The organism is Neptuniibacter caesariensis, assembly GCF_000153345.1.
Taxonomy (GTDB): domain Bacteria; phylum Pseudomonadota; class Gammaproteobacteria; order Pseudomonadales; family Balneatricaceae; genus Neptuniibacter; species Neptuniibacter caesariensis.
Genome location: NZ_CH724127.1, coordinates 25,816 through 39,690, shown reverse-complemented (window position 1 = coordinate 39,690; position 13,875 = coordinate 25,816). Strand labels below are relative to the sequence as shown.

The following is a 13,875-nucleotide window of genomic DNA, read 5'->3' as shown; positions in this document are numbered from 1 at the left end:
ATTACTTGATTATGACGCACTGCAGCAATTTTTCTAGTGACTTATGTCAGCTATAAATAACCTAATGAAAGTAAAAGGGTTTTAAACGGCTGTTTGTTGAAAAATTTGCTAATAGATGAGTAATCGTATTATTTTGCATGTTAAGGCCATGTGGCAGGGATAATTCACCAATTTGGTGTAAGCTTTAGATATAGAAAATAAGGGAGTGTCACTGATGCGTCAGAACATTTATGTTGTGGACGGCAGTACAACGATAAGGAATTTATATTCGGCTGTCTTAGAATCTGTAGGTTACAGAGTTAAGTGTTTTAAAACGGGGGAAAGCTGTTATAAAGCACTTAATTTTGAAATACCTGATCTCATTATAATGGGAGCAGAGTTACCAGACACTGAGTGTGTTGAGTTATCCACAAGAATTAAGTCACAGCCTGAATTTATTCTACTGCCAATCGTTGTTGTTTCTTCCATTCGCTCCATGGAGCTGAAACAACGTTGTTTCCAGGCGGGTGTCACCGATTTTATCCTGAAAAATTGCACGCAGGCTTTTCTGCTGGAGCGAGTTAAGAATATTCTCCAGCGCAAGGAAACAATGCAGTTTAACCAGCATCTGGCAGGGCAGCGTTTCAATGTACTTATCGCCGAGGATAGTGCTTCCCTTCTGGCATTATATGGCGTCATGTTAGAGCAACTTGGCTGTTTTCCTATTCTTTGCAGTAATGGTAAAGAGGCTTGGGAAGAGTTACAGAAGCACGATGATATTGATCTTATCCTTACCGATGTAGAGATGCCTATTATGGATGGCATCGAGTTTAATCATTTGGTTCGTTCCGCAAGTGAGTATGACCAAGTGCCTTTGATCGTGGTGACTCAGCACGATCAGGAAGAGCTACTCTGCGAGCTGTTATCAAGTGGTGCCAGTGACTTTATAACCAAGCCTTTTAGTCATGAAGAGCTTCGTGCAAGAATTGGTTCTCATTTGAGAACCCGCTTTCTTTATAAGGAGCAGCTACGGCTTAATAGAGAACTGCAGGAAGCGAACACTTACCTTGAAGACAGGGTGCGTGAGCGGACGCAGGAACTCTATGATGCAAATATTGAGACCATTACGAAGTTGGCTTTGGCCTGCGACTATAAGGACAAAGATACAGCGAACCATATCGATAGAGTTAAATTGTATTCTGAGGAGTTGGGCAGAGCAGTAGGTCTGTCCTCGGAAGTGATCAAGCGCTTAGGTTATTCGAGCATGATGCACGATGTGGGTAAGATCACAACGCCAGATCATATTTTGAATAAGCCAGGTCCGCTTGATGATCAGGAATGGGTCGAGATGCGTAATCACTCCGCCGCTGGTGCGCGCGTATTAGGTGGAAGCGCATTCTTTAATATGGCGAGGGATATAGCTCTGTATCATCATGAGAAAGTTGACGGTACTGGGTATCCAAAAGGCTTGAAGGGCGATGAAATCCCACTAGCGGCGCGTATTGTTGCTGTTGTGGATGTGTTTGATGCACTGGTCTCCAAGCGAAGCTACAAGGAACCATGGTCAACAGAGCAAGCAGTCACTGAACTTCAGCGTATAGCAGGGGTTCACCTGGATAAACGTTTAGTCGAAATTTTTATCTTAATGCTTGAAAGTGGGCAATTGGATTATATCCGGAGTAAATACCCTGAGCATGAAGTAGCGGATGACCATTTTTAACGAGCGTTTATATTCTGAAGTGCTTACTTTTGAACCCTGTGGTCTCAGGAAGTTCATGGGTTTCTATGAGGATTTCCATCTCTTTTTGAGTCAGGGGCTTACTGAATAGGTAGCCCTGGCCAATGTCACAGTTTTGCTCACGTAACATGGCAAGCTGATCTTCATCTTCAATACCTTCTGCTACGACTTTCATGCCAAGCGCATGAGCCATAGTGATGATGGTATGGGTCAATGTTGCATCACCTTCATTGCTAACCATATCTTTAACAAAAGCACGGTCCACTTTAAGTGTAGAAACCGGGAAGGTTGTTAAGTAGCTCAAGGAGCTATAACCAGTACCAAAGTCATCTATGGTGAGTGCTGTTCCAAGTTCAAGCAGACGTTCTAATCGAGGGAGAATCTGGTCAATATTTTCGGCCAGCAAGCTTTCGGTAATTTCAAGTTCCAAACGGGAGGGGTCTATTCCTGTTTCTTCAATACCCTTGGCGACCATATCAACAATACTGTCATCATTTAACTGACGGATAGACAAATTAACTGCCATTTTCAGCGTTGTATCTGAGAATTTTTGGAACTCTTGTAAATCGATACAGGCTTGTCTTAAGGCAAATTCACCTAGTTCGTTGATAACGCCAATATCTTCAGCTACTTCGATGAACTCGAATGGGCCGACAGGGCCAAGAACGCCGCTGTTCCAGCGCATCAACGCTTCAAAGCCAATGATTTTTCCAGATGCGATATCATTCTTGCTTTGATAAGCCATGTAGATTTCGTTACGTTCCAGCGCTTGTCGAAGCTCTGTTTCGATGGTGTGTTTACGTTTCAGGCGGCGATCTAGTTCGTGATCAAAGAAGCTATAGCGATTTCGGCCTTCACGTTTTGATTCATAGAGGGCTATATCAGCAAATTTTACGAGACCGGTAACATCATTATTATCTTCCGGATAGCGTGAAATACCGATGCTGACCGATACAAAGATCTGCTTACCCTCGATCAAAACAGGGGTTTGTACGTCATCTAGAATTTTCTGAGCCAGTTTTCTTATGTCGCTTTCACTGGCGTAACGGGCATAAACCAGGAACTCATCGCCGCTAATATGGCAGATGTTCGCCAGATCTTTGCAGCATTTCACTAATCGGGCTGAAACCAGCTGTAATAACTGATCCCCGACCATATGACCAAAGGTGTCGTTTACATTTTTAAAGTTATCGATATCCAGGTATAAAACAGCGACTTGTTGCTTATGCTTCCATGCACTCTGTAACTCTGCAGTAAGGTTTTCATGCGCTCTTCGGCGGTTTGGTAAGCCGGTTAACGGATCAAAGTTTGCCTGCTTATAAAGTTTAGCTTCTGCTTGTTTACGGGCGCTGATGTCCTGAACAACAGTCACATAGTGGGTGATCTGGTCAGAGGGATTAGTTATATGACTAATAGAAAAAGAGTACCACTTCCCATCGAAATCCGTTTTGCGTTCGCCAAACCAGTTACCACTTAGGGCGACTTCATCACTGATTTTTTTCAGGTCTGTGGTTAATACGTTGTAGGGCGGATAATCGATAATGTTGTGTCCACGCGCTTTATCATGCGCGTTTGGCTTAGCTGTAGCGATGTCAAAGTGGCTATTAGCGTATTCAATGCACCAATTGTTATCGGTAATCACGACACTATTAGGGCTTTGCTCTATCGCTTTAGAGAGTTTATGTACATTACCTTCGGCAGCCTGTTTAGCGTCAGATATCTTTTTACTGATTTGCAGGGCCGCGCGATAAGCCAAAAGGGCGGCTAGCAGGAAGAGAATAAATATAACCCCTATAGGTTGCATTCTCTCCAGCCAGGCAGTGAACAAGGCAGAAACCGGATGAGAGTTAAGGGTTATCAACTGGTACTCAGGAAGGTAGCCAACATTGGCAAGTACCTGCTCTCCTTTTACTTCCAGCTCAAGTCCTTCTTTGGTTTTACCTGACCTTAGATTGTATTGAATTTCTGAGGCCGTTTCCGGGGCTAAACGCCATCCAAACAGATCGGATACGACTCCTCGCGGCACAGGGTATGACATCCGTACCTGGCCTCGCTCCCCAAGAAGCCACATAGTGTTTCCATCTGGAGTGATAAAATTGTTCATCAGTGAGGATTCGCCTTGAACCCGGTAGAAAGCAACAACGAAGGCGATGACCTTTCGCTCGTCGCTTAGAATAGGGACAAAGAAAGGAAGGTACGAATCTCCAAGTAATCCCGCCCTCAGAAGGTAACCAATTTGCGCAGTCTGGCTTGTTCTGGCACGTTCGATGACAGTATTGCTCTGATCTGACAAAGACGGAATTGTTATATCACCACGGGTCACCAGGGTTTTACCGCTTAAATCGACTAAAGAGAATGCGGCAGCTTCATTTGTGGCAGACATTAAATAATCAAAAATGTTTGTCACGGAGCGTTCCTTTACACCATTTGTGACAAAACGGGATTGAACTGTTTTTACAATCAGGCGTGTTTGATGATCAAAGAAGGCTCTGCTTTGACTTATCAGTGTTTGGTTCTGTTTGAAGAGTTTGTCGAATTGGCTGGTCTTAACATCTTTCCAAAGCGCGAAACTGAAAACAACAAGAGCACACAGAAGTATCACTGATAGTAAGGTAAACAGTAATTTAAGTGGCTTAATGCCTTCGTTTCCTATCATCCCCAAGATGCTCCTGCTCGCATTCCCTGCGTATTAATAACTTATTCTAATCAACTATAGCAAATGCGATGCCTCTGAGTATTAAAAGCATGCTCCATTTGACGAAAATTGGACAGAAATCAAGTTATCCTGAGTTAAGCTGCTTAAACTTCTGCTTTCAATAGAATGATTTCACTATCCAGTATCGTGCTGGCGGGTTAGTATTCTTAGGCAAATACGTCCAGATTACATTCGCTTGATCATGCCTAAGGTTAAGTTAAGTTTGTTTAATGTAATGTGAATGTCTGTTGTTAGTATGGAATTAGTTTTTGAGGGATATTGATGAACTTCCTGATTGATTGGTTTTTAGACTTTTGGGATAACATGCCCGGAGGCAAGATAAGCCGGACGATTTTCTCTGCTTTTATTTTGACCTTAGTGATCTCCATCCCTTTGGGTGTTTACTGGAGTATGACGCCTGCGGCTTTTGATCCTGTAACTGAAGCGCAAGCCGATGCGGAAGAGCAGCAAGCTGAGGTTACGACGGGCTACACCTCTGTATATACACTTCATCGCCTGGTTGATACCTTGCTGACCAAACCAGGTGGCTATATTAGTAATGATAAACTACCGCCAGGGCTTTGGCTGGATAATATTAGTCACTGGGAATATGGTGTTTTGGTTCAATCCAGAGATCTGGCAAGAGCACTGCGTAAGGACTTTAGTCGTTCCCAGTCCCAGTCTGTGGAATACCCTGCTTTAACAGTGGCTGAGCCTCAGTTCCATTTTGATTCAAATAGTTGGTTGCTGCCATCCTCTGAGTCTCAGTATAGAGAAGGTCTGGAAGCTCTGCGAGAATACAACATTGCTTTAGCGGATAAGACTCAGTCAGAAGCACAGTTTTTTGCCAGAGCGGATAATTTGAATAATTGGCTAGGTGATGTTCAAACGCGTTTAGGAAGCTTATCCCAGCGCCTGAGTGCTAGTGTTGGTCAGAAACGCTTGAATACAGATCTTGCGGGTGATCCCGATGCCGAACAGTCGACTCAGGTAGCGGCTGATACAGAAGTTAAAACGCCTTGGCTGGAAATAGATGATGTTTTCTATGAAGCGCGGGGTTCTGCATGGGCCCTGCTACATATCTTGAAAGCGATCGAGCATGATTTTGGTCCGGTTCTGGATAAGAAAAATGCGCGAGTTAGCCTGCGTCAGATTATTCGTGAGTTAGAGGCAACTCAGGAAACAGTGTGGAGCCCGATGATTCTTAACGGTGGTGGGTTTGGAGTATTTGCTAATCACTCTTTAGTGATGGCGAATTATATCTCCAGAGCAAACGCCGCAATCATCGATTTGCGTGAGCTTCTAGCCAGAGGCTAAGTTTTTACTCATTTTAAGAAGGGGGCTTATAGCCCCCTTTTTTGTGTCTAGGGTCTACACTTAAAAGGTTAGCAGTAGTGGAGATGAGTTATGCCGCGACGCTTTATTCGTCATCCTGCTTCCATCCCCATTCAGATTGGTAAAAGGGTAAGCAGTGATCATGACACCCAGTATCACACTCAAACCGTTGATGTGAGTGCGGGGGGCTTGTCTTGTGAATCTGAGTTTCTGATGTCCCCTGGTGAACCTGTCGAAGTTGAAATTGCACTTAATCAGCCTCCGTTTAAAACCATCGGTCATGTCGTGTGGTGTAAACATAATGGCGATCGATTTCTGGTTGGAATTGGCTTCGCCGATTTGGCTACAGCCTATGCAGTAAGAATGGTTGAACAGGTTTGCTATATCGAGGAGTACAGGCAGGCGGTGTTAGAGGAAGAGGGCCGCGAGCTCAGTTCTGAAGACGCAGCCTTAGAGTGGATTAGCAAGCACGCTGGAGATTTCCCGCAAAACGTACACTAACTGTTTCAGTCTCATTAAAAGAAAGGCTGGACTTTGATGTTCTGCTCTTTGCTAATCAGCCATCGGTCATCGCTGAATTCAAGGGTAAGACGTTTATGGGTCTTATCTTTGTACCCATTGTCAGCTTCGTATGTTAGCCAGAAATCTATTTTTACAATCCCATTCGCTTCTTCGGTTTTAATGAAGTCCGAGCGAGTTAGTTTAATCCAATTAGGTTTGTTAAGTGCAGTATGTCGCTTTTTAAGCCATTGTTGGTGGGTTTTGTATGCACCATTAAAACCAGTAATGTACTGAGCTACATAGTCTGCATGGTTCTGATTTTGCCAGGCCGCCTGCCATTCGGAAATGACCCGTGTGGCTTTTTCAAGGTCGGTTAATGGTTGCTCTATGACCTTATTGACTTCTGTCAGCTGTTGGCGGGACGTTTCAGTAATGATGTCATGAATGGATTCGGCCTTTTCAATTAAAGGTTCATCCTTTTGCTCGGTATCGACCAGAACCTGCTTTGGCAGTTCCGAATTGATAACCGTTTCTTTGATCTTATCTTCAGTAACAGGCCCGGTGTCCTCTGAGCGTGTTGTTGTACTGTTCTTCGATAAAGTGGTTTCGTTTCCAGCGACTACGGCTAATTCAGGAAGTGGCTGTTGCTCAGTGTGTACTACATTATCACCAGGAGAAACTGCAAGCTCTGCGGTCGTATTGCTATCTTCAGCAAGAACCTTTGCCTGCTGTGCTTCCGCTAATGCCGTTTTTAATCGCTTGTTCTCAGCTATGGCATCGTTGAGTTGTTGCTCAATGAGCTCCAGTTTATTCTTCACCTCATTCTGAAATTCAGCTTCCGATAGAGAACCCGCCGCAGGAGAGGCCTTACTAATGACTGTCTGTTCTTGTGTGATTTCTAAGCTTGTATCAAGGCTGCTTGTGGGATCTGCCTTTACACTAGATGAAACAGAATCAGCTACTACTTCAGGAGTGTTTAGCTGAGGAAGGCTGTCTAAGCCCCCAGAGGATTCCTCTTCAGTATTTATAACACTAGATTCGATCGATGAAGTTTCTGTCTTCGCGGGTGTTGATGAAAGACTTGGGGGGGTGATCTTGCTTAGGTTTTGGCCTTGTTCATTATTCGCAAAAACAGGCACTACTTCCGAAGGTACAGTTTGTTGAGAAACTGAGTTATCGCTAAGAATGAAGTGGTTAAGCCCAACGCCCGCAACGAGTAGAACCAAAAAGGCGACTGCAAAAATAGCCGTATTGTTTTTCGGAACTTTTACAGAGGGTTTGCTAAGTCCCTGAATATCTTTGCGGGTAATAACATCTTTATGGATTAGCGGCAGTAAAAGTGCCTTTAAGCGGCTAATGCGTCCTTCTGTCTTTTCAATCATAAGGAAATCAGTGCCAATCTCATAAGGAGTTGGTTGAATCCCTTTAATAGCAGACAGGTAGTATATATAACCTTCAATATCATCCGTATGAAGGGGGTCTAAGGTCACCTCTTGATTGATCCAGTTATGAAAGTCAGCTTCGGGAGTGCCGTCAGTATGAATAACCAGATAATCTTTACGTATGACGACCAGTTTTATCGCGCCAGCGGTTGTTTCTGAGGCAATACACAATTGCTTCAGAGCATTCTCAACTTCCGGAGATGAGTTTATGGCTTCCTGATCAACAACTACGAAGCAAAATTGTCCCGCTTCCTTTGTATTTCTTAGCGCGCGAACCAGGTCATTCTTTTGTTTTGGAACCCCTAACGTCTCTGCCAAAACGGCGTAGAAATGGGCTGCTTTAGGCAATGCATCACGGAAAACGGCAACAGGTACGCCTTTGTGCTCATATTCGCTAACCAGCTCAGCTATCAGGGTCGATTTACCTGTGCCTTCAACACCTTTGAGGATTACAGCGTTCTCTTTGGTTAGTCCATCTCTGAGCTGCTCCAAAGCACGCTTGTAACCCTTATGGCGATAAGGACCAGTAAAAGAATCTTCCTGCTGGTTGCTTCCCTGGTTATTTTCAGCGCTGGGCTGATTTTCCTGATACATGTGTTTGGCTTATTCTCGGTTACATAAAAATTATGTGGGTTGAGTTGCCGTAATTATATTCCCTAAGGATACATCTTCCAATTACAGAGTTTAGGAGTCTTTTTGTATAACGTCCGCCGGGATTATTGCTTCTATCGCCTTAATCCCAGCTTAGCCTGGAACTGTTATTAAACCGGGGTTTTCAGTGTCTCCTGGTATGGGGGCCAGCCCATAGGTTTGCCTCCCAGTAAGTGCAAATGGATATGGTAAACCGTCTGCCCGCCGTGCTCATTGCAATTGAAAACAGTACGGTAGCCTGTTTCAGCGAAACCTTCTCGCTCTGCGATAACCGCGGCTGTTTTAATCATATGACCAACAAGGCTCTCATCTTCGGAGCTGATGTCATTTAGCGTAGCAATATGCTTTTTGGGGACGATCAAAGCATGGAAAGGGGCCTGAGGGTTGATATCGTTGAAGGCGATAACCTGATCATCCTCGTAGATAATTTCTGCAGGAATCTCTCTGTTGATTATTTTGGTAAACAAACTGTCCATCATGTCCCCTTATCGTGTCGTTTTTCGCAGTATAACGAGAGTTGGTCAGCTATCAAACCAGGTATTGGTATCTTCAGAGCATTCAGTACCGCAAATTATAGTAGGGATTCTGTAATCTCTTCCTGCGCCATCTCAGGACAATGATAGCTTTTAGACACAGTCCCATCAGGTAAGACAGATTCTAGGTGTACATCGAAACCCCATAAACGATGGATATGTTTGAGCACTTCATCAGAGGATTCACCCAGTGGCTGTTGGTTGTACATGAAGTGCCTTAAGGTCAGGCTTCGATCACCCCTAACATCTACATTATAAACTTGAATGTTGGGTTCCCTGTTGCCTAAATTATATTGAGCGGCCAGATCTTCACGGACTTTGCGGTAGCCGCTTTCATCATGAATTGAGGTGACTTCGAGGTTGGCTTTTCCAGCATCATCCATGATCGTGAATAGTTTAAGTTCGCGGATCAGTCGTGGTGAGAGAAATTGAAGAATGAAGCTCTCATCTTTGTAATTCCGCATGGCGTCATCGAGGGTTTCATTCCAGTCCTTTCCGGCAAATTCAGGGAACCACTCTCGGTCCTCATCTGTGGGATCAACACAGATGCGTTTGATATCCTGCATCATGTTATAACCCAAGGTGTATGGGTTGATACCACTGAAATATGGACTGTCAAACGGAGGTTGGTAAACGACACTGGTGTGAGAATGCAGGAACTCCATCATAAACCCATCGTTGACTAGTCCTTCATCATGCATTTTATGAAGTAGAGTGTAATGCCAGAAACAAGCCCAGCCTTCGTTCATCACCTGGGTCTGTTTTTGTGGATAAAAATATTGCGCGACTTTCCTGACGATCCGCACAATTTCACGTTGCCAGGGTTCAAGCAGTGGGGCATTTTTTTCAATGAAGTAGAGAATGTTCTCTTCAGGTTCTTGCGGGAACCTAGCAACCATAGGTATCTCTTCACCCTCTTTTTTGGGGATGGTGTTCCACAAGTCGTTCAGATGCCGTTGTATATACTCTTCGCGAGCCTGCTGGCGTTCTTTCTCTTCATCCGCGGTAAGGGGTTGAGGACGGACATAACGGTTTACCCCATAACTCATTAGCGCATGGCATGAATCTAGTAATTCTTCTACGGCATCAACGCCGTAGCGTTCTTCACAGCGATTAATGTAACTTTTGGCAAAGAGTAGGTAATCAATAATTGCAGAAGCATCAGTCCATGTCCTGAATAGATAGTTACCTTTAAAAAAAGAATTATGACCGTAGCAGGCATGAGCAATCACCAGCGCTTGCATTGTCATTGTGTTCTCTTCCATCAGGTAAGAGATACATGGATTTGAATTGATAACTATTTCATAGGCCAGTCCCATGCGGCCGCGTTTATAGTTCTGCTGTGTATCGACAAATTGTTTACCGAACGACCAATGATTGTAGTTTAGAGGCATGCCCACAGAGGAGTATGCGTCCATCATCTGTTCGGAAGTAATTACCTCAATTTGGTTAGGGTAGGTATCCAGACCATATTCGTTAGCAATTCTGCCAATTTCGTGGTCGTATTCCGCAATTAAATCGAAGGTCCATTCAGCTCCGGTAGAGATCGGTTCACGCTTTTTCATGCGGCACCCTCCGTTTTTTTCTCAAACAAGCTTCGGAATACAGGGAAAATGTCAGATGGCTCCCTTATCTGTTGCATAGCAAAACTATCGGCCCAGGAGGCCTGGAGTTTTTCATATTCGTGCCATAAGTTCTGGTGGGGGCCAGTCGTTATCTCAACATAGGCAAAGTACTGAACCATTTTTAAGATTCTGCTGTTAAGAACATCAGAGCATTTAGATGAGTCCCCATCCCAGTTATCACCGTCAGAGGCTTGAGCGACATAGATATTCCAGTCGGAAGGTGAATATCGTTGTTCAATGATTTCTGCGGTTAAATCTAATGCACTGGAAACAATGGTTCCGCCAGTTTCTCGGGAGTAGAAGAACTCTTGTTCATCGACTTCTTTGGCGTGGGTATGGTGACGAACAAAGACGACTTCAATGTGCTTGTAATTACGTTTCAAAAACAGATAGAGGAGAATGAAGAAACGTTTTGCCATGTCCTTGATGCTTTGGGTCATAGAGCCTGAAACATCCATTACGCAAAACATAACGGCTTTGCTGGAAGGGACCGGTACCTTGATCATATTGTTGTACTTGATGTCAAAGTCATCGAGAAATGGGACGCGTTTTAACTTTGCCTTTAACTCATCTATTTCAGTTTTCAGATGCTGGATCTGGCTTTCTGCATCAGTATCGGGAAGGCGAGCCCGCAACGTCTCCATCTCTTCCTCAAGCTCGCGTATTTTTCGGCGTTCTTTACCAGATAACGCGATACGGCGGGCATGAGCGGCTCTTAGTGATCTTACAATATGAATTTTATCCGGGCTGCCTGCGTTGGTGAAACCGGCCCTTCTTGTTTCGTACTGCGTGGTATTTTTTAGCTGTTTTTTAACCAGATAGGGGAGTTCCAGGCCATCAAACATGAAGTCGAGAAATTCTTCCTGATCAATTTGGAAAGTAAAGTCATCTTCCCCTTCACCTTGGTTACTGGCTTTACCATCGCCGGCACCACCACCTCCGCCACCTTGCGGGCGCTGAAACTGGTCTCCAACCACAAACTCTTTGTTTCCAGGAAAGACTTTTTGCTTTATTCCGCCTTCGCCGTGATGAAATACAGGTTCAGAAATATCCCTGCGTGGAATCGTTACGTTCCCGCCTTTATCAATGTCAGTAATGGATCGGTTGTTTACAGCGTCTTCGACAGCATCCTTGATGTGCTTTTTATAGCGTCGAAGAAAGCGCTGTCGGTTTACCGTGCTCTTTTTCTTCGAATTAAGGCGGCGATCTATGATGTAACTCATACTTCTATCCCCGTGTCAGAGCTGAAGTTGCAAATTCCCGGCAACTTCAGCTCCTTGCCCTGATGTTGGTTTTAAAAGATCTCAGCCCTTTACTGGGACTTTCTGACCCTGATATACCACTCAGATAACAAGCGTACTTGCTTCTCGGTATAACCGCGTTTGATCATGCGTTTTACGAATTCACCATGTTTGGTTTGTTCGTCGCTGGATGCTTTGGCATTGAAAGAGATAACGGGCAGCAGATCTTCGGTGTTCGAGAACATTTTCTTCTCGATCACGCCACGCATCTTTTCGTAGCCCATCCAGGATGGGTTCTTACCGTTATTGTTGGCACGTGCACGTAGGACAAAGTTAACGATTTCATGACGGAAATCTTTTGGATTACTTATGCCAGCTGGTTTCTCAATTTTTTCCAGCTCTTCATTAATTGCCTGTCGGTCCAGAATATCGCCAGTTTCCGGGTCTCGATATTCCTGATCCTGGATCCAGAAATCCGCATAGGTCACATAGCGATCAAATATATTCTGTCCATACTCAGAATATGATTCCAGATAGGCGGTCTGGATCTCCTTACCAAGAAACTCAATATATTTAGGTGCAATGAATTCCTTCAGATAGCCCAGATATTTGTCCTGTATTTCAGCAGGGAACTGCTGCTGTTCAATCTCTTTCTCAAGGACATAAAGCAGATGCACAGGGTTTGCTGCAACTTCTGAAGGGTCAAAGTTAAAGACTTTAGACAGAATCTTGAATGCGAATCGAGTAGACAGACCGTCCATTGCTTCATCGACCCCAGCTGAGTCTTTGTACTCCTGCATCGATTTCGCTTTTGGATCGGTGTCTTTAAGGTTTTCACCATCGTAGACACGCATTTTTGAGAAAAGACTGGAGTTTTCAGGCACTTTCATACGTGAGAGCACACTGAATTGAGCCAGCATATTTAACGTGTCAGGCGCACATGGGGATTTGCTTAATGAACTGTTTTCCAATAGTTTTTCATAGATTCGAACCTCTTCCGTCACGCGGCAGCAGTAAGGCACTTTGACGATGTAGATTCGATCTATAAAGGCTTCATTGGTTTTATTGTTTTTGAATGTTTGCCACTCAGATTCGTTAGAGTGAGCTAATAGGATACCGTCATAGGGTATAGCACCCATTCCCTCTGTACTGTTGTAATTGCCTTCCTGGGTGGCAGTCAGAAGTGGATGAAGGACCTTTATAGGCGCTTTAAACATCTCAACGAATTCCATCATGCCCTGGTTAGCACGGCACAAGGCACCAGAGAAACTGTAAGCATCGGGATCATGCTGTGGAAAATCTTCCAGCTTTCGGATATCGACTTTACCGACCAGACTCGAGATGTCCTGATTGTTTTCATCGCCCGGTTCAGTCTTAGCGATCGCAATCTGATCGAGTATTGACGGGTATAGTTTTACAACTCGGAACTTGGAGATGTCCCCGCCAAATTCATGAAGACGTTTTACTGCCCATGGAGACATAATACCCTTCAGGTAGCGGGAAGGAATGCCATATTCTTCGCGAAGAATATCGCCATCTTCTTCTGGCTTAAATAAACCAAGCGGAGATTCAAAAACCGGTGAGCCTTTAATAGCAAAGAAGGGAATGTGTTCCATTAAATGCTTAAGACGTTCTGCTAGTGAAGACTTACCACCGCCTACGGGGCCTAATAAATAAAGGATCTGTTTGCGTTCTTCCAGGCCCTGAGCTGCATGTTTGAAGTAAGAGACGATATTCTCGATAGCGTCTTCCATACCATAAAATTCGCTGAATGCAGGATAACGTTTAATCAACTTATTGGAAAAAATCCGACTTTGTCTTGGATCCGTCGATGTGTCGATCATCTCCGGTTCGCCAATTGCCTGCAACATCCTTTCAGCAGCATCCGCATAGATGGATGGATCCTGCTTACATAGCTGGAGATACTCGTCCAGACTGTACTCTTCTTGTTGCACAGACTCATATCGGGCTTTGTAGTGGTCAAAGATACTCATACTAATCACCTTTATTCAGCCAAGTCTTGCTATTGGATTTGGATATTCCTTAATCGTTTTCTTAAACGTCGATACTCTCAGTGTAGTTCACATTTTCTGCTGTAAAGAGAATTAAACGATATTTTTACGTTAATTTTCTGT

Annotated in this window: 10 protein-coding genes; 4 read left to right on the top strand and 6 right to left on the bottom strand. The window is 44.2% G+C overall.

The features are described from left to right. The first annotated feature begins 214 nt into the window (after window positions 1-214). Window positions 215-1,699 (top strand): response regulator, encoded by a 1,485-nt coding sequence (locus MED92_RS14015; protein ID WP_007022221.1) that lies wholly within the window; start codon window positions 215-217, stop codon window positions 1,697-1,699. Between the two features lie 7 nt (window positions 1,700-1,706). Here the strand turns inward: MED92_RS14015 and MED92_RS18680 are convergent, their stop codons facing one another. Further along, window positions 1,707-4,124, bottom strand: a complete 2,418-nt coding sequence (locus MED92_RS18680) for a sensor domain-containing protein (protein ID WP_162010868.1) — start codon at window positions 4,122-4,124, stop codon at window positions 1,707-1,709. 66 nt (window positions 4,125-4,190) lie between these two features. Here MED92_RS18680 and MED92_RS19355 point away from each other — a divergent pair, with 66 nt between their 5' ends. The 3 genes from MED92_RS19355 to MED92_RS14000 all read left to right on the top strand — a co-directional run bounded on the left by MED92_RS19355 (window position 4,191) and on the right by MED92_RS14000 (window position 6,248). After that, a complete protein-coding gene (locus tag MED92_RS19355; RefSeq protein ID WP_272941717.1) occupies window positions 4,191-4,322 on the top strand; it encodes a hypothetical protein in 132 nt (43 codons plus the stop codon). 372 nt (window positions 4,323-4,694) lie between these two features. Then, window positions 4,695-5,729, top strand: coding sequence for a DUF2333 family protein (locus MED92_RS14005; RefSeq protein ID WP_007022219.1), 1,035 nt, complete (start codon window positions 4,695-4,697; stop codon window positions 5,727-5,729). A 90-nt stretch (window positions 5,730-5,819) separates the two neighbouring features. Beyond that, a complete protein-coding gene (locus MED92_RS14000) occupies window positions 5,820-6,248 on the top strand; it encodes a PilZ domain-containing protein (RefSeq protein ID WP_007022218.1) in 429 nt (142 codons plus the stop codon). Between the two features lie 14 nt (window positions 6,249-6,262). Here MED92_RS14000 and MED92_RS13995 read toward each other — a convergent pair whose 3' ends face one another. From MED92_RS13995 to MED92_RS13975, 5 genes are all read right to left on the bottom strand, one after another. Next, window positions 6,263-8,284 (bottom strand): ATP-binding protein, encoded by a 2,022-nt coding sequence (locus tag MED92_RS13995; RefSeq protein WP_007022217.1) that lies wholly within the window; start codon window positions 8,282-8,284, stop codon window positions 6,263-6,265. 167 nt (window positions 8,285-8,451) lie between these two features. Further along, a complete protein-coding gene (locus tag MED92_RS13990) occupies window positions 8,452-8,817 on the bottom strand; it encodes a histidine triad nucleotide-binding protein (protein WP_007022216.1) in 366 nt (121 codons plus the stop codon). A gap of 95 nt (window positions 8,818-8,912) precedes the next feature. Beyond that, window positions 8,913-10,439 carry a SpoVR family protein gene (locus tag MED92_RS13985; protein ID WP_007022215.1) on the bottom strand — a complete coding sequence of 509 codons (1,527 nt, stop codon included), beginning with the start codon at window positions 10,437-10,439 and terminating at the stop codon, window positions 8,913-8,915. Further along, window positions 10,436-11,722: a YeaH/YhbH family protein gene (locus MED92_RS13980; RefSeq protein ID WP_007022214.1), complete on the bottom strand. Its 1,287-nt coding sequence runs from the start codon at window positions 11,720-11,722 to the stop codon at window positions 10,436-10,438. Before MED92_RS13980 ends, MED92_RS13985 begins: the two co-directional genes overlap by 4 nt. An 89-nt stretch (window positions 11,723-11,811) precedes the next feature. Continuing rightward, on the bottom strand, window positions 11,812-13,734 hold the full coding sequence (locus tag MED92_RS13975) for a PrkA family serine protein kinase (protein WP_007022212.1): 1,923 nt from the start codon (window positions 13,732-13,734) through the stop codon (window positions 11,812-11,814). Window positions 13,735-13,875 lie beyond the last annotated feature (141 nt).

What these genes read in the sequence shown, in the direction of transcription:
- MED92_RS13995 (WP_007022217.1), bottom strand. Translation starts at nt 8,284, where the DNA reads ATGTATCAGGAAAATCAGCCCAGCGCTGAAAATAACCAGGGAAGCAAC.
- MED92_RS14005 (WP_007022219.1), top strand. Translation starts at nt 4,695, where the DNA reads ATGAACTTCCTGATTGATTGGTTTTTAGACTTTTGGGATAACATGCCC.
- MED92_RS13980 (WP_007022214.1), bottom strand. Translation starts at nt 11,722, where the DNA reads ATGAGTTACATCATAGATCGCCGCCTTAATTCGAAGAAAAAGAGCACG.
- MED92_RS19355 (WP_272941717.1), top strand. Translation starts at nt 4,191, where the DNA reads ATGATCAAAGAAGGCTCTGCTTTGACTTATCAGTGTTTGGTTCTGTTT.
- MED92_RS14015 (WP_007022221.1), top strand. Translation starts at nt 215, where the DNA reads ATGCGTCAGAACATTTATGTTGTGGACGGCAGTACAACGATAAGGAAT.
- MED92_RS14000 (WP_007022218.1), top strand. Translation starts at nt 5,820, where the DNA reads ATGCCGCGACGCTTTATTCGTCATCCTGCTTCCATCCCCATTCAGATT.
- MED92_RS13975 (WP_007022212.1), bottom strand. Translation starts at nt 13,734, where the DNA reads ATGAGTATCTTTGACCACTACAAAGCCCGATATGAGTCTGTGCAACAA.
- MED92_RS13990 (WP_007022216.1), bottom strand. Translation starts at nt 8,817, where the DNA reads ATGGACAGTTTGTTTACCAAAATAATCAACAGAGAGATTCCTGCAGAA.
- MED92_RS13985 (WP_007022215.1), bottom strand. Translation starts at nt 10,439, where the DNA reads ATGAAAAAGCGTGAACCGATCTCTACCGGAGCTGAATGGACCTTCGAT.